14 protein-coding genes are annotated in these 14980 nt (G+C 76.2%); 8 read left to right on the forward strand and 6 right to left on the reverse strand.

Going from position 1 to position 14980, the window contains the following annotated elements; genetic code table 11:
* Positions 1-47: 47 nt before the first annotated feature.
* Positions 48-3392 carry an SNF2-related protein gene (locus ACFUVW_RS03180; RefSeq protein ID WP_430569900.1) on the forward strand — a complete coding sequence of 1115 codons (3345 nt, stop codon included), beginning with the start codon at positions 48-50 and terminating at the stop codon, positions 3390-3392.
* Between the two features lie 33 nt (positions 3393-3425).
* Here ACFUVW_RS03180 and ACFUVW_RS03185 read toward each other — a convergent pair whose 3' ends face one another.
* On the reverse strand, positions 3426-5669 hold the full coding sequence (locus ACFUVW_RS03185) for a RecQ family ATP-dependent DNA helicase (protein ID WP_430569911.1): 2244 nt from the start codon (positions 5667-5669) through the stop codon (positions 3426-3428).
* Positions 5670-5922: 253 nt separating this feature from the next.
* The gene (locus ACFUVW_RS03190) at positions 5923-6345 is read right to left on the reverse strand and encodes a hypothetical protein (protein ID WP_430569901.1); all 423 of its coding nucleotides are present in this window, start codon (positions 6343-6345) and stop codon (positions 5923-5925) included.
* Between the two features lie 91 nt (positions 6346-6436).
* Between ACFUVW_RS03190 and ACFUVW_RS03195 the strand changes: the two genes are divergently transcribed.
* Complete coding sequence (locus ACFUVW_RS03195) at positions 6437-6970, forward strand: ubiquinol-cytochrome c reductase iron-sulfur subunit (RefSeq protein WP_430569902.1); 534 nt, start codon at positions 6437-6439, stop codon at positions 6968-6970.
* A 25-nt stretch (positions 6971-6995) separates the two neighbouring features.
* Here ACFUVW_RS03195 and adhP read toward each other — a convergent pair whose 3' ends face one another.
* Positions 6996-8027 carry an alcohol dehydrogenase AdhP gene (gene adhP / locus ACFUVW_RS03200; protein WP_430569903.1) on the reverse strand — a complete coding sequence of 344 codons (1032 nt, stop codon included), beginning with the start codon at positions 8025-8027 and terminating at the stop codon, positions 6996-6998.
* 278 nt (positions 8028-8305) lie between these two features.
* On the opposite strand from adhP, the gene ACFUVW_RS03205 reads away from it, so the two are divergent.
* The 6 genes from ACFUVW_RS03205 (at position 8306) to ACFUVW_RS03230 (ending at position 13050) form a co-directional block, all read left to right on the forward strand.
* A complete protein-coding gene (locus ACFUVW_RS03205; protein ID WP_430569904.1) occupies positions 8306-9535 on the forward strand; it encodes a histidinol-phosphate transaminase in 1230 nt (409 codons plus the stop codon).
* The gene (gene hisB, locus ACFUVW_RS03210) at positions 9535-10137 is read left to right on the forward strand and encodes an imidazoleglycerol-phosphate dehydratase HisB (RefSeq protein ID WP_430547395.1); all 603 of its coding nucleotides are present in this window, start codon (positions 9535-9537) and stop codon (positions 10135-10137) included. The genes ACFUVW_RS03205 and hisB overlap by 1 nt, the downstream gene beginning before the upstream one ends.
* A 4-nt stretch (positions 10138-10141) precedes the next feature.
* A complete protein-coding gene (locus tag ACFUVW_RS03215) occupies positions 10142-10687 on the forward strand; it encodes a hypothetical protein (RefSeq protein ID WP_430569905.1) in 546 nt (181 codons plus the stop codon).
* A gap of 84 nt (positions 10688-10771) precedes the next feature.
* Positions 10772-11500: an imidazole glycerol phosphate synthase subunit HisH gene (hisH, locus tag ACFUVW_RS03220; protein ID WP_430569912.1), complete on the forward strand. Its 729-nt coding sequence runs from the start codon at positions 10772-10774 to the stop codon at positions 11498-11500.
* A 30-nt stretch (positions 11501-11530) separates the two neighbouring features.
* Positions 11531-12262 (forward strand): bifunctional 1-(5-phosphoribosyl)-5-((5-phosphoribosylamino)methylideneamino)imidazole-4-carboxamide isomerase/phosphoribosylanthranilate isomerase PriA, encoded by a 732-nt coding sequence (gene priA / locus ACFUVW_RS03225; protein ID WP_430569906.1) that lies wholly within the window; start codon positions 11531-11533, stop codon positions 12260-12262.
* The gene (locus ACFUVW_RS03230) at positions 12259-13050 is read left to right on the forward strand and encodes an SseB family protein (protein ID WP_430569907.1); all 792 of its coding nucleotides are present in this window, start codon (positions 12259-12261) and stop codon (positions 13048-13050) included. The genes priA and ACFUVW_RS03230 overlap by 4 nt, the downstream gene beginning before the upstream one ends.
* A 10-nt stretch (positions 13051-13060) precedes the next feature.
* Here the strand turns inward: ACFUVW_RS03230 and ACFUVW_RS03235 are convergent, their stop codons facing one another.
* From ACFUVW_RS03235 to ACFUVW_RS03245, 3 genes are all read right to left on the reverse strand, one after another.
* The gene (locus tag ACFUVW_RS03235) at positions 13061-13876 is read right to left on the reverse strand and encodes a S1C family serine protease (protein ID WP_430569908.1); all 816 of its coding nucleotides are present in this window, start codon (positions 13874-13876) and stop codon (positions 13061-13063) included.
* Positions 13873-14358: a hypothetical protein gene (locus tag ACFUVW_RS03240; protein WP_430569909.1), complete on the reverse strand. Its 486-nt coding sequence runs from the start codon at positions 14356-14358 to the stop codon at positions 13873-13875. Before ACFUVW_RS03240 ends, ACFUVW_RS03235 begins: the two co-directional genes overlap by 4 nt.
* Before the next feature lie 97 nt (positions 14359-14455).
* On the reverse strand, positions 14456-14857 hold the full coding sequence (locus ACFUVW_RS03245; RefSeq protein ID WP_430569910.1) for a DUF1844 domain-containing protein: 402 nt from the start codon (positions 14855-14857) through the stop codon (positions 14456-14458).
* Between the last annotated feature and the right edge of the window lie 123 nt (positions 14858-14980).

Genomic DNA, 14980 nt, shown 5'->3' on the forward strand with positions numbered 1-14980 from the left:
TGGTGCACACGGCCGGTCGCGTCGGAGGGGCGTGCGAGCATGGACGCATGCCCGCGCCGCCCCCTCGCCTCGACCCGGTCGCGGTGGGCGACGTCGTGGGGAGCGCCGCGTTCCGCCGGGCGCAGGGCTATCAGCGCGCGGGCATGGTGCGCACGTGGCACTGGGACCCCGACGGGCGGGTGCTGACGGCCCGCGTCGCGGGCAGCGGCGCGCAGCCCTACTCGTGCCACGTGTCGTTCACCGTCGGGGCCGACGGGCGGTACGCCTACGAGGGCTCGACCTGCAGCTGTCCGGTGCGCGCGGACTGCAAGCACGTCGCGGCCGTGCTGCTGCACGTCGGCGCCCAGACCGAGGCGACCGGCGCCGTCGGCACCGCCGCCGGCGAGGAGGACGACGACGGACCCGCCGGCTGGCGCGGACGACTCGCCGCGGTGACCCGGGCCCCGGACACCGGGCCGCGGGGCCCGGCCGTGCCCGTGCGCGACGGCGGTGTCCTCCCGGTCGCGCTGCGGTTCCGGCTCGACGAGGCGTTCGGCGGCCTGGCCCCGGAGCTCTCGGTGCGGCCGGTCGTGCCCGGGCGCACCGGCTGGAAGGTCGCCCCCGAGGCGAGCTGGGAGGCGCTGGCCACCGGCCTGTACGCGTTCGCCGACGTGCGCGCGACGCCCGCCCCCGAGGTACGCCGCTGGTTCGCGGACCTCGGGTCCGCGCTCGGCGACGGGGGCGGGTTCGGCCGCGGCAGGCGGGCCTGGCGGCCGCTGGCCGCGGGTGGCCGCGGGCTGTGGGCGCTGCTCGCCGAGGCCGCCGACCTGGAGATCCCGCTCGTCGCGCACGGGGCCCGCGACGAGGTGGTCCTGGCGGACGCGGCCGAGCTCCGGCTGGTGGTCGGGGCGGAGGACGGCGGGGTGCGTCTCGACCCGGTCGCGGCCTTCGACGGCACCGACGCGGCGCCGGGAGGCCCGCTCGGCACGGTGGGCGACACCGGCCTGTACGCGGTCGAGGCCTCGGGTCGGCGGACCGTGCTGCGGCTGGGGCCCACGCCGCGCCGGTTGTCCGACGCCGCGCGCGAGCTCGTCGTCGTGGGCCGGGTGGAGGTGCCGGGCGACGACGTGGCGGAGCTCTACGCCGAGCACCTCCCGGTGCTCCGCCGCGCCGTGCGCGTCGTGTCCGACGGCTCCGTCGCGCTGCCCGACCCGCCGCGCCCCGTGCTCGTCGCCGGGGTCGCGTTCGCGTCGCCGGAGCACGCCGTCCTGTCGTGGACGTTCGAGTACCCGAGGCCGGAGCCCCCGGGGCCCGGCGGCGCGGGCTCCGCACGTCGCGTCCCGCTGGACGGGACGGCGTCGGACCCGCTGCGAGACCCGGACACCGAGGCCGAGATCCGTGCGAAGGCCCAGGCGACCGTCCGGGGCGTGCCCGGGTTCGAGCGCTTCGACCTCGCCGCCCGGACGGAGCTCAAGGGCCTGGACGCCCTCGACCTCGCCCACGCCGTGCTGCCCGCGCTGGCGGCCGCGGGCGACGTGCGCGTCGACGCCACCGACGTCCCGCACTACCTCCACCTGGACGCCGCGCCCCGTGTCGTCGTGTCCGGGGCGCCCTCCGGGGACGCGGACTGGCTCGACCTCGGCGTCTCCGTGACCGTCGCGGGCAAGGAGCTCCCGTTCGCCCGCCTGTTCACCGCCCTCGCGCGGGGGGACAAGCGGCTGCTGCTCGTCGACGGGTCCTGGCTGCGCCTCGACCAGCCGGTGCTGGGCCGCCTGCGCGACCTCATCACGGAGGCCACCGCGCTGAGCGACCGGCCGGGCAAGGCGCGGGTCAGCCGCTACGACGCCCACCTGTGGGGCGAGCTCGAGGACGTGGCCGACGTCGTCGAGGCCGCGGAGGCCTGGCGGCGGTCCCTGGCCGGCCTGCGCGCGCTCGCCGCGGGCGAGCGCGTCACGGAGGCGGTGGACGTTCCCGAGGGCGTGCGGGCCGAGCTGCGGCCGTACCAGCGACAGGCGTTCGAGTGGCTGGCCTTCCTGTGGCGGCACGGGCTCGGGGGGATCCTCGCCGACGACATGGGGCTCGGCAAGACGGTCGAGGCCCTCACGTTCCTGGCGCACGCGCGGACGACGGCCCCGGACGCCCCGCCGTTCGTCGTCGTGGCGCCCGCGTCGGTGGTGGGGAACTGGGCGGACGAGGCGGCGCGCTTCACGCCCGGCCTCCGGGTGGCGGTGATGCCGGCCACGGCGCGCACGATGGGCACGGAGCTGGCCGAGCTCGCGTCCGGGGCCGACGTGCTCGTGACGTCGTACGCCGTCTTCCGCCTCGAGTTCGACGCGTTCGACGCCCTCGAGTGGGGCGGGCTGATCCTCGACGAGGCGCAGGTCGCGAAGAACCCGCGCACGCGGGCCCACGAGACCGCCCGGCTGCTGCGCGCCCCGTTCAAGCTCGCGATCACGGGCACGCCGCTCGAGAACAACCTCCTCGAGCTGTGGGCGGCCCTCGCGATCGTCGCGCCGGGGCTCTACCCCTCGATGCACCGCTTCAAGGCGGAGACGGCGCGCCTGGTCGACGCCGCGGCCGCCGACGACGACCCGCAGGTCGTGGCGGCCGGCAACCGTGCGCTCGCGCGGCTCAAGCGCCGCATCCGCCCGCTCGTGCTGCGCCGCACCAAGGAGCAGGTCGCACCCGAGCTGCCCGAGCGCACCGAGCGCGTGCTGCGCGTGCCGCTCACCCCCGACCACCGCAAGGTCTACGACACCCACCTGCAGCGCGAGCGGCAGCGGCTGCTCGGGCTGCTGGAGGACTTCGACGCGAACCGCGTGGCCATCTTCCGGTCGCTGACGACGCTGAGGCGCCTCGCGCTCGACGCCTCGCTGCTCGACGACGCGTACGCGGGCGTGGGCTCCGCCAAGCTCGACGTGGTGACGGACGAGCTGACCGAGATCGCGGCGGAGGGCCACCGGGCGCTCGTCTTCTCGCAGTTCACGTCGTTCCTGCGGCGGGTCGAGCAGCGTTGCGCCGCCGCCGGCCTGCCCGTCGTCTACCTCGACGGCGCCACCCGCCGGCGCGCCGACGTCGTGCGCGCCTTCAAGGACGGCGACGCGCCGGTGTTCCTCATCTCGCTCAAGGCGGGCGGCGTCGGGCTCAACCTCACCGAGGCCGACTACGTGTACCTGCTCGACCCCTGGTGGAACCCCGCCGCGGAGGCGCAGGCCGTGGACCGCACGCACCGCATCGGCCAGACCCGCAACGTCGTCGTGACGCGCCTCGTCGCGCAGGACACGATCGAGGAGAAGGTCATGGCGCTCGCGCGCCGCAAGGCCGCGCTGTTCGACGCGGTGCTCGACGACGCGTCGGGCACGTTCGCCCGGGCGCTCGCGGCCGACGACGTCCGGGGCCTGCTCGACGGCTGACCCGCCGTCGCGACCCCGTCCGTCGTCGGCGCGTCAGCGCACGCCGAGCACGAAGGGATGCACCGCCGCGGCGCCGGCCTGGCGCAGCAGCCGGGCGGCCACGGTGAGCGTCCAGCCGGACTCGGTCCAGTCGTCCACCAGCAGCACCGTGCGCCCGGGCAGGCCGCGCAGCGCGGCGTCGCCCAGCTCCAGCCGCAGGCGCCGCGCCACCCCGGCCAGACGCATCGCCGAGTTCACGTCGTGCCGGTCGGGCTGCTCGGAGCCGGCGGCCGGCCCCACGGCGCCGATGAGCGGCACTCCGAGGTACGCGGCCAGCCCGGACGCCAGGTGGTACGTCAGCTGCGGTCGGGTCGCGGACCGCACCGCGACGACCCCCTCGATCGTCGTGCGGCGTCCGCCGTCCGCGGCCGGCTCGGCGCCTTCGGCTCCCTCGGCGCCGCCGGGGCGGATCGCGTCCCAGTCGTCGAGGACGCGTGCGGCGGCGTGCCGCAGCGGCACGGGCACCTCGCCGTCGGGGGCGCCTGCGGCGAAGAGGTCCCGCAGCGGGCCGGACCAGCCCAGGCCGTCGAGCCGGGCCACCGCGCGACCCGGCTCGGCGCGCTCCTCGGGCGCGATCTTGCCCTTGAGGTCGAGGCCGAGGGCCGCGAGCCCGGACGGCCACATCGCGCGCGGCCCGACCTCCACGCCGGGCCGGTCCATGTCGGCGCGCGCCGCGGCCACGGCCTCGGCGTCCGGGACGGCGGGCAGCGTGACGCCGTCGCACCGGTCGCAGCGGCCGCAGGCCCAGCCGTCGGGCAGCTCGGGGTCGTCGAGCTGGGCGCGCAGGTACGCCATCCGGCACCCGGAGGTGGCCACGTAGTCGACCATCGCCTGCTGCTCCGCCTGGCGGGTGGCCTCCACCCGCGCGTAGCGCTCGGCGTCGTAGGCCCAGGGGGTGCCGGTCGCGACCCAGCCGCCCTGCACGCGCCGCACCGCGCCGTCGACGTCGAGCACTTTGAGCATCGTCTCGAGCCGGGAACGCTTGAGGTCGACCTGCGTCTCCAGCGCGGCGGTGGACTGCGCCGCCTCGGACGCCCCGAGGGCGCCCAGCGTGGCGCGCACCTGCGGCTCGGCCGGGAACGCCTGCGACCCGAACCAGTCCCAGATCGCCCGGTCCTCGTGCCCGGGCAGCAGCACGACGACGGCGTCGTCCACGCCACGGCCGGCGCGGCCCACCTGCTGGTAGTAGGCGATGGGGGAGGACGGGGCGCCGAGGTGCACGACGAACGCGAGGTCGGGCTTGTCGAAGCCCATGCCGAGCGCGGACGTCGCCACGAGGGCCTTGACCCGGTTCTCCTTGAGGTCCTCCTCGAGCTGCTCCCGCTGGGTGGGGTCGGTCCTCCCGGTGTAGGCGGCGACCGCCAGGCCCGCGCCCCGCAGCTGCTCGGCCACCTGTTCGGCGGCGGACACGGTGAGGCAGTAGACGATGCCCGACCCCTCGACGTCCTGGAGCGCCTCGACGAGCCAGGCCACCCGCGTGGGCTGGTCCGGCAGCTCGAGCACCGCCAGGTGCAGCGACTCGCGGTCCAGCCCGCCCCGCAGCACGAGCACCTCCTCGTCGGGGACGGGGTCGCCGCCCGAGGTCGCCCCGTGCACGCCCAGCTGCTCGGCGACGTCGGCGGTGACCCGCGCGTTGGCGGTGGCAGTGGTCGCGAGGACGGGGATGCCCGGCGGCAGGTCGGCGAGCAGGGTACGGATGCGGCGGTAGTCGGGCCGGAAGTCGTGCCCCCAGTCCGAGATGCAGTGCGCCTCGTCGATGACCACGAGGCCGGCGTCGGCCGCCAGGCGGGGGAGCACCTCGTCGCGGAACGCCGGGTTGTTCAGCCGCTCGGGGGAGCACAGCAGCACGTCCACCTCGCCCGCGGCGATGGCCGCGTGCACCTGGTCCCACTCGGTGACGTTGGAGGAGTTGATCGTCACGGCGCGGATCCCGGCGCGCGCCGCGGCCGCGATCTGGTCGCGCATGAGCGCCAGGAGCGGCGAGACGATGACGGTGGGCCCCGCCCCCCGGGACCGCAGCAGGGACGTGGCGACGAAGTAGACGGCGGACTTGCCCCACCCGGTGCGTTGCACGACGAGCGCGCGACGGCGGAACGCGACGAGCGCCTCGATCGCGCGCCACTGGTCCTCCCGCAGCGTCGCGTCCTCGCGGCCGACGAGCGCGCGCAACGACTCCTCCGCCTGCTCGCGCAGCGTGCCGCCGCCCTCGCCCGCGCTGTCGAGCAGGCCTCGGAGCATCGCCAGCTTCGCTCGCTTGGCGGCGTCCGGCCCGGGGGAGGCGGGCGCCGTCTCGGGCGCAGGAGCCGGCGCAGGGGCCGCGGCGGGCCCGGGCGGGGCCCCGCGCTCGGGCTCGGGCGCCAGGTCGTCGGGCGGCGGGACGTCCTCGTCCGTCGGGTCGAACACGAGGTCGGCGTACGGGTCGTCGGGATGGCTCACGTCCTCGATCGTAGGGGGCGCCGCCGACGGCGGCGGCCCGCCCTCCACAGACCCGTCAGCGCACGTACTCCCGCAGCAGGGCCACGGCGGACGCGACGACCACGACCACCTCCGACACGGCGGCGACGATCTCGTTGACGCCGGCGAACGACTCGTTGACCCCGTAGAAGCCGACCGTCGTGGAGAGGACGAACGCGAGCAGCGTCAGGCCTCCGAAGCCGATCCCGCCGACGAGCGGCAGCCAGTGCCGCCAGAGCACCAGGAGCACGGCCAGCACGACCCCGGCCACGGCGTTCAGCAGGAAGAGCGGCCCCACGACCGCGATCGTGTCGTAGCCGTCGAGGTAGAGGACGACGTGCACCGCGGCCGAGACGAGCGCCGCGACGGCGGCGACGAGCCGCCAGCCACGGGCGAACGGCGGCCGCGCCGGGGTCGTGGCCTGCGGCTGCGGTGGCACTGCGCCCTGCGACGAGTCCATGATGATGATGTTCCCACTCCTCGGGCGCGCCGTCATGGGGGCGGCCGAGCCGTCGGCGGTCGTCCGGGACCGACCCACCCCGGAGGCCCGTATGCGCAGCACCACGACCGTGACCCCCGCACCGCCCGAGCCCTCGGCGGCCCTCCCGGCGGCCAGCCCCGCCCGGCACGAGGCCACGGACGTCCGCTGCGCGTGCGGACCGACCCGGCGGCAGCTCCTGCGCGGCACCGGTGCGGCGGCCGGTGCGCTCGCGGGAGCCGGGGTGGTCGCGGCCTGCTCCGGGCAGACGCCGTCGCCGCAGGAGGCGGCGGAGTCCGTGAGCGCGGCCGAGCCCGGCACGGTCGTCGTGGCGCTCGCCGACGTCCCGGTGGGCGGCGCGGTGGCGGCGAAGGTGGGCGGTCAGGACGTGCTCGTCACCCAGCCGACCGAGGGCGAGGTGCACGCGTTCAGCGCGATCTGCACCCACGAGGGGTGCGCCGTGACGCCGGGGGACGGGGAGCTGCTGTGCCCGTGCCACCAGTCGCGGTACGCGCTCACGGACGCCGCGGTGCTCGGCGGCCCGGCTCCCGAGCCGCTCCCGTCGATCGAGGTCGAGGTCTCGGGGGACGACGTCGTGGTCGCGTGAGCGGCGTGCGCTCGGACAGGGGGTGTCAGCTGCGCATGTCCATGACGACGCGGCCGTCGATGCGGCCGGCGACCATCTCGTCGAAGATCGCGTTGATGTCGCCGAGGGGCCGCACGGTGTAGGTCGGGTCGACCTTGCCGCGGGCGAAGAAGTCGAGCGCCTCCGCCATGTCCTTGCGTGTCCCGACGATCGAGCCCCGGACGGTGAGACCGAACAGCACCGTGGTGAAGATGTCCAGCGGGAACTTCTCCGGGGGCAGCCCCACGAGGGAGACGGTGCCGCCGCGGCGCAGCGCGCCGACGGCCTGCGGGAACGCGTGGGCGTTGACCGCCGTGACGAGGGCGCCGTGCACGCCGCCGCCGGTCTTCTCCTGCAGCTCGGCCGCGGCGTCGGGGGAGGTGGCCGCGTTCACGGTGACCTCGGCCCCGTGCTTTCGCGCCAGGGCCAGCTTGGCGTCGTCGACGTCGACCGCCGCGACGCGACGTCCCATCGCGACGGCGTACTGCACGGCGATGTGGCCGAGCCCGCCGATGCCGGAGATCAGCACCCATTCGCCGGGCTGGGTGTCGGTGACCTTGAGGCCCTTGTAGACCGTCACGCCCGCGCACAGGATCGGCCCGACGGCGGACAGCTCGACCCCCTCGGGGATGATCGGCGCATACCGGGAGTCGACGAGCATGTACTGACCGAAGGACCCGTCGACCGAGTAGCCGCCGTTCTTTTGGTTCGGGCAGAGGGTCTCCCAGCCGGTCTCGCAGTACTCGCACTCGCCGCACGCGCTCCACAGCCAGGCGTTGCCGACCGTGTCGCCCACCTTGACGCGCGTCACCTGGTCGCCGACCGCGACGACGTGCCCGACGCCCTCGTGGCCCGGGACGAACGGCGGCGCGGGCTTGACCGGCCAGTCGCCGTGCGCGGCGTGCAGGTCGGTGTGGCACACGCCGGTGTAGTCGACCTTGACGAGGGCCTCGTGCGGGCCGGGCGTCGGGACCTCGCGGCCCTCGACCGACAGGGGCTCGGTGAACGAGCGGACGACGGCGGCCTGCATGGTGCTCATCTGCTTCTCCCTCTCACGGGCCGCTCGCCGCGGCCCACATGTCGTGCTGCTGATACCTCGACGGTAGGCAGGTCGTGCCCCGCGGCGCACTATCAGGGCTTGTGAAGACGATCACAAGGCCCGGAATATGGCGGCTCGCGCCACGTGAAATGCTTCACAAGCGCGCGGGTCGGGTGGCGCAGGGCCGCTGTCCGGGGCCGAACGGGCGCCGGCAGCGCCCCGCGGGCCGAGGGGCGGACGTCACCCCGACCTTCCCCGTGGTTCCGTAGACTGACGCGGTGACCACCCCCCTGTCCGCCGCCGCACCCGCGGGCGGCGTCGACGGCGCGCGGCTGCCGCTGCGCCCCGAGCTCGCCGCCGAGGTGCCCTACGGCGCCCCGCAGCTCGACGTGCCCGTCCGGCTCAACGTCAACGAGAACCCGTACGCGCCGTCGGAGGCCGTCGTCGCGACGATCGCCCGCCACGTCGCCGACGCGGCGCGCGGGCTCAACCGCTATCCCGACCGCGACTTCGCGGACCTTCGCGCCGACCTGGCCGACTACCTGGCGCTCGAGTCCGGGGTGCGCGTCGGCCCGGAGCAGGTCTGGGCCGCCAACGGCTCGAACGAGGTCATGCTGCACCTGCTGCAGGCGTTCGGCGGGCCCGGGCGCACCGCGCTGTCCTTCGCCCCGACCTACTCGATGTACCCCGAGTACGCGCGGGACACGCACACGCGCTGGGTCACCGGCCGCCGGGAGAGCGACTTCACCCTCGACGTCGACCACGCGGTCGCGACGATCGCCGAGGTCCGGCCCTCCGTGATCCTCCTCGCCAGCCCGAACAACCCGACCGGCACGGCGCTGCCGCTCGCGACGGTGGAGGCGATCCTGGACGCCGCGGCGGCCGTCGAGGTGCCCGACGCGCCCGAGCACGACGGCCGCCGAGCCGGCGCCGTCGTCGTGGTCGACGAGGCCTACGCGGAGTTCCGCCGCCCCGGCACCCCGTCGGCCCTCGAGCTGCTCGGTTCCCACCCGCACCTCGCGGTCTCGCGCACGATGTCGAAGGCCTTCGCCGCGGCCGGGCTGCGGCTCGGCTACCTGGCCGCTGCCACGGCGCTCGTCGACGCCCTGCGCGTCGTCCGGCTGCCCTACCACCTGTCGGCGGTCACGCAGGCGGCCGCGCGCGGCGCGCTCGCGCACCACGACGAGTTGCGTGCCCAGGTCCGCGACCTGCGCGACGAGCGGGACGCGCTGGTGGCGTGGCTGCGGGGGCAGCTCGTGGACGGCCGCCCGCTGCAGGTCGCGGACTCGGACGCGAACTTCGTGCTGTTCGGCACCTTCGGGGACCGGCACGCCGTCTGGCAGGGCCTGCTCGACCGCGGGGTCCTGATCCGCGAGACCGGCCCCGACGGCTGGCTGCGCGTCTCCGTCGGCACGCCCGCCGAGAACGCCGCGTTCCGGGCCGCGTTCACCGAGGTCGTCACCGGCGTCCCGGCACGGTCCCGGGCCGCCACCGAGAAGGAGGACTGATGCAGCACCGCACGGCCCGCGTGGAGCGCACGACGAGCGAGTCGAGCGTCGTCGTCGAGCTGGACCTCGACGGCACGGGGCGCACGGAGATCTCGACGACCGTGCCCTTCTACGACCACATGCTCACCGCGCTCGGCAAGCACTCGCTGATCGACCTCACGGTGCGCGCGACCGGCGACACCCACATCGACGCGCACCACACCGTCGAGGACGTCGCGATCGTGCTCGGCGAGGCGCTGCGCGAGGCGCTCGGCGACAAGCGCGGCATCTCCCGCTACGGCGACGCGACGGTGCCCCTCGACGAGGCGCTCGCGCTCGCGGTCGTCGACGTCTCGGGCCGCCCGTACCTGGTGCACTCCGGCGAGCCGGAGGGGCAGGAGTACCACCTCATCGGCGGGCACTTCACCGGCTCGCTCACGCGGCACGTGCTCGAGTCGATCGCGCACCACGCCGGCATCTGCCTGCACGTGCGCGTGCTCGCGGGCCGCGACCCGCACCACATCGTCGAAGCCCAGTTCAAGGCGCTGGCCCGTGCGCTGCGCGCCGCCGTCGCCCCCGACCCGCGCGTCGAGGGCGTCCCGTCCACGAAGGGTGCGCTGTAGCCGCATGACCACCGACCCCGACCGGCACCCCGACCCGCAGCCGGACGTGCCCGACGCGCTGCCCGAGGGCTTCGAGGTCCCCGACGACCTGTCGGCCCTCGACGGCACCCGCAAGGACCCCGACCTGGCGGTGCTCATCACGCAGATCGCGGGCGCGGAGCCGCTGGCCGCCGCGTGCGCGCTCGCCGAGCTCGACGTCGACGCGGCGCCGACCCCGGTGGGGGCCGTGGCCGTCCTGCGCGACACGAGCGACGACGCCCCGGACCATGCCGCTGCCGCCATCTCGAAGCTCGTGGCCGGCGTCCCGCTCGTGCTCGTGACCCGCTGGGGGGAGCAGCTCACCTGCGTGCGGTACGCCGACGGGGAGGCCGAGGGCGAGCTCCCGCCGGGCCTGGTGCTCGGCGGCGCGCCGGAGGCGCTCGAGGACCTCGTCACCGGCCAGCTCACCGTGGCCGACCTGCCGGGCGTCGTGCCGTCGTCCAGCATCGGACGGTTCAAGGCGATGCGGATGCTCACCGGCGCCGCGCGCAAGGCCCGCAAGAAGCAGTAGGGGAGACGCATGCCGGACACGCCCAGCGCCCGGTCCAGCTCGACCGACCGGGACCGGATCGCCGCGGCTCAGGAGGCCGCGGGCATCTCGCCGCTCCTGCCGCCCGGCGGCGCCGCGGCCGAGCTCAACCCCACGCAGGCCCCCGCCCGCGCGGGCGACCGCTCCCACGTCGTGGTGCTCGACTACGGCTTCGGCAACGTCCGCTCCGCCGTGCGCGCCCTCGAGCGCGTCGGGGCCGACGTGGAGCTCACCGCGGACCTCGCGCGCGCCGCGGAGGCCGACGGCCTCGTGGTGCCGGGCGTGGGTGCGTTCGCCGCCTGCATGGCCGGCCTCCGTGCGGTCCGGGGCGACCAGGTGATCGACCGGCGCCTCGCGGGCGGCCGCCCCGTGCTGGGCATCTGTGTCGGCATGCAGGTGATGTTCGACGCCGGCGTGGAGCACGGCGAGCGCGCCGAGGGCCTGGGCGAGTGGCCCGGCGTCGTCGAGCGCCTGGACGCCCCGGTCGTGCCGCACATGGGCTGGTCGCCCGTGGAGGTCCCCGAGGGCTCCCGCCTGTTCGCGGGGGTGGAGCACGAGCGGTTCTACTTCGTGCACTCGTACGCGGCGCAGGAGTTCACGCAGGGGCACGACGGCGACGCCGACCCCCGCTACACGCCGCCGCTGGTCACCTGGGCGCGGCACGGCGCGCCGGGCTCCGAGGCCCGGTTCGTCGCCGCCGTCGAGAGCGGCCCCCTCGCCGCCACGCAGTTCCACCCCGAGAAGTCCGGCGACGCCGGCGCGACCCTGCTCGAGAACTGGGTGCGGTCGCTCTGACGGCCGCACCACCGAACGATGGAGAACCCTGTGACTGACCGCCTCGTGCTGCTGCCCGCCGTCGACGTCGCCGACGGCCAGGCCGTCCGCCTCGTCCAGGGGGAGGCCGGCTCCGAGACGTCCTACGGCGACCCGCTGGCCGCCGCCCGCGACTGGCAGGCGGGCGGCGCCGAGTGGATCCACCTGGTGGACCTCGACGCGGCGTTCGGTCGCGGCTCGAACGCGGACCTGCTGGCGCAGGTCGTGGCCGAGCTCGACGTCCAGGTGGAGCTGTCGGGCGGCATCCGCGACGACGCCTCGCTCGAGCGCGCCCTGGCCACCGGCGCGCGCCGCGTCAACATCGGCACCGCCGCCCTCGAGGACCCGGAGTGGACCGCCCGCGTCATCGCCGAGCACGGCGACGCCGTCGCCGTCGGCCTCGACGTGCGCGGCACCACGCTCGCCGCCCGCGGCTGGACGCAGGAGGGCGGCGACCTGTGGGAGGTGCTCGCCCGCCTGGACGACGCCGGCTGCGCGCGCTATGTCGTCACGGACGTCACCAAGGACGGTACGCTGCGCGGGCCGAACGTCGACCTGCTGCGCGAGGTCGCGTCGCGCACGCCGGCCAAGGTGGTGGCGTCGGGCGGTATCTCCTCGCTCGCCGACCTCGAGGCCCTGCGCGCCCTGGTGGCGGACGGCGTCGAGGGCGCCGTGGTGGGCAAGGCCCTGTACGCCGGGGCGTTCACGCTGCCCGAGGCGCTCGACGTGGCAGGCCGGGCGTGACGGCCGGGGACGGCCGGTCCCTGCCGGGGCACCTGAGGTCCATCCAGCCGACGTCGCAGTTCGCGGGCGACGACGGGTCCGCCGACCCGGAGCTCGCCGCCCTGCTCGCCGCGCACGCCGCCGGCACCGGGTCGCTGGAGGACGTCGTCCGGCGTCTCGCCGTCACCCGCGTGCTGGTGCCCGTGCTCGCCGAGCTGGCCGTCGCCGACGTCGTGGAGCACGAGGGCCCCTCGGGCACGCAGGAGCTGCACGTCGACAAGGAGGCGGCGGCCGGCGTGGTGGCCATCGAGGCGCCCGACGGTCGCCGGGCGCTCCCCGTCTTCACGTCGGTGGACGCGATGACGGCCTGGCGCGCCGACGCCCGTCCCGTCCCGGTCGAGGCGGCCCGTGCCGCCCTCTCGGCGGTGAGCGAGGACTGGTCGCTGCTGGTCGTGGACCCGGCCGGGCCCGCGACCGCCCTCGTGCCACGGCCGGCGGTCTGGGCGCTCGCCCAGGGCGAGGAGTGGCGCCCGGCGCTCGTCCCCGCGGGCGCGGACGGCGCCCTCGAGGTGGACCCGGAGGTCGCCGCCGCGGTCGCGGACGCCGCCGCGCCCGTGCAGCACGTCGTCCGCGCGCACGCCGAGCGCGGGCGGAGCGCGGAGGTGGCCGTCGTCCTCGCCCTCGACCCGGGCCTGGACCGGTCGGGGCTGGACCGCGTGCTCGCGCAGGTCAACGCCCGCCTCGGCGCCTCGACCGTGATCTCCGGCCGCGTGGACTCGCTCGAGCTGCGGGTGGGCGCGGCGCGCTGAGCGGACGCCCCTAGCCCGGGGGCGTCGCCGAAGGGCTGACGGACGGCTGACCGGACGGCCGTGCGCAGGGCGGCAGCGCCCGGAACGCGTCGGCGTCGTCCAGCAGCCGTTCCAGGGTGGAGAGCGGCACCAGCAGGGAGCGGCCGTCGGAGGTCTTCGCGTACACGACCCCGATCACCCGTCCCCGCGTGTCGAGTGCCGCCGACCCCGACGAGCCCGGCTCGACCGGCGCGTCGGTGAGCAGCACCTCGCCCAGGTTCTCGTGCAGGGGATCGGTGGTCGGGCCGATGACCTCGCCCGCGGTGATGGTCAGCTCGCCGCCCTCGGGATAGCCGACCACGGTGACGGCGTCGCCGGGTCGCGGGTCGGCGTCCGCGAGGGTGGGGTAGCTCGGCAGCGGGTCGGCAGTGCGCACCAGGGCGAGGTCGGCCAGCGACGCGCTGCCCGCGGCGGAGACCTCGAGGTCCCGGCCGTCGTAGGTGCTGACCTCCAGGGACTCCGAGTCGGCCACGACGTGGCGGTTGGTGACGAGCGTGTGGGCGTCGACGGCGAAGCCCGACCCGGTCGACAGCCCGTCGCAGCCGACGTTGCGGATCCGCACGGCCATGCGCTGCACGGCGTCGAAGCCGTCGGGGGACAGGCCCGCTCCGTCGGAGGCGAGCGGCGCGGGGGCGGACGGCGCGACGCGCGTCGGGACGACGTCGTCCGGCACCGCGGGCGGCAGGGCGGGAAGCACCCCGCAGCCGGCGAGCGCCGCGGCGAGGAGGACGGCGGGCGCCGGGCGCAGGCCCCGCGCGACGCCCCGCGAGCGCCCCGGTCGGGTCACTGCGCGAGCTCCTGCTCGAGCTGGTCGTTCGCCTCGGAGGCCTGGCGGCACAGGGTCTCGACGTCGGAGGCGAACCGGTCGAGGTCCTTCGCGTCGTACGAGCCCCGGTCCTCGAGGTACGTGATGAGCTGCGACTGGGCGTCGACGCAGTCGCCGAGCGCCGTGGTCACGACACCGGCCGCCTCGCTCACCCGCCGCTGGTAGTCCAGGTACTGCTGCGAGGCGACGTTCTCGTCCCCGAGCTGGGCCTTCTCGTTGGCGAGGTCGGTGATGCGGGCGGTGGCGGTGGCGAGCTGCTCGCGGGCCGCGAGCAGCTCCGCGTCGGTGGCCTCGAGCTCGGCGTCGAGCGACGCCACCCGGTCGGCGTACCCCCGGGCCTCGTCCTCCCACGCGGCGCTGTGCGCCTGCCAGCGCGTCGTGGTCACCCACAGGTACGCGCCGAGGCCGAGCGACCCGACGAGCAGCACGGTCAGGACGGTCACGGCCGGGCGTCGGCCGCGTCGTCGCGCGGGCGCGCCGCCGCCCGGGGGCGACGGCGGGTGGTCCGAGGGCGGCGGCCAGGCGGACGGGGCGGACATCTCAGACGACGGAGCCCGTGTACTTCTCGCCGGGGCCCTCCCCGGGGGCGTCCGGCACGACCGACGCCTCGCGGAACGCGAGCTGCAACGACCGCAGGCCGTCGCGCAGGGAGCGGGCGTGCTGGTTGCCGATGTCGGGGGCGCTCGCCGTGACGAGCGCCGCGAGCGCGGTGATCAGCTTGCGGGCCTCGTCGAGGTCCAGGTGTCCCTGGGCGTCGGCGTCCTCCGCCAGGCCGCACTTCACGGCGGCGGCGCTCATGAGGTGCACGGCCGCGGCGGTGATGACCTCGACCGCGGCGACGTCGGCGATGTCCCGGGTGGCGTCGTCGGCGGCGGAGCTCGCGGGGATCTCTGCGCGGATCTCAGCGGGGGCGGGGGAGGTGGCGTCGGGCGAGGTGCTCATGGGGTCCATCTTCGCATCGGGGCGGAGCGACGACGGCGCCGCCGGAGACGGCGGGGGGGGGGCCGCCCCCGGGGGGCGGGCGGCCGGGGGGGGGGGGGGGGGGGGCCGGGGGGGGGGGCCGCC

The sequence above is a fragment of the Isoptericola sp. NPDC057391 genome, assembly GCF_042668085.1.
In the GTDB taxonomy this organism is placed as follows: domain Bacteria; phylum Actinomycetota; class Actinomycetes; order Actinomycetales; family Cellulomonadaceae; genus Isoptericola.

Excerpts from the sequence above, each read along its gene's own strand:
- ACFUVW_RS03190 (WP_430569901.1), bottom strand. The coding sequence starts at position 6,345 with ATGGACTCGTCGCAGGGCGCAGTGCCACCGCAGCCGCAGGCCACGACC.
- hisB (WP_430547395.1), top strand. The coding sequence starts at position 9,535 with ATGCAGCACCGCACGGCCCGCGTGGAGCGCACGACGAGCGAGTCGAGC.
- ACFUVW_RS03180 (WP_430569900.1), top strand. The coding sequence starts at position 48 with ATGCCCGCGCCGCCCCCTCGCCTCGACCCGGTCGCGGTGGGCGACGTC.
- ACFUVW_RS03215 (WP_430569905.1), top strand. The coding sequence starts at position 10,142 with ATGACCACCGACCCCGACCGGCACCCCGACCCGCAGCCGGACGTGCCC.
- ACFUVW_RS03185 (WP_430569911.1), bottom strand. The coding sequence starts at position 5,669 with ATGCTCCGAGGCCTGCTCGACAGCGCGGGCGAGGGCGGCGGCACGCTG.
- ACFUVW_RS03245 (WP_430569910.1), bottom strand. The coding sequence starts at position 14,857 with ATGAGCACCTCGCCCGACGCCACCTCCCCCGCCCCCGCTGAGATCCGC.
- ACFUVW_RS03195 (WP_430569902.1), top strand. The coding sequence starts at position 6,437 with ATGCGCAGCACCACGACCGTGACCCCCGCACCGCCCGAGCCCTCGGCG.
- adhP (WP_430569903.1), bottom strand. The coding sequence starts at position 8,027 with ATGAGCACCATGCAGGCCGCCGTCGTCCGCTCGTTCACCGAGCCCCTG.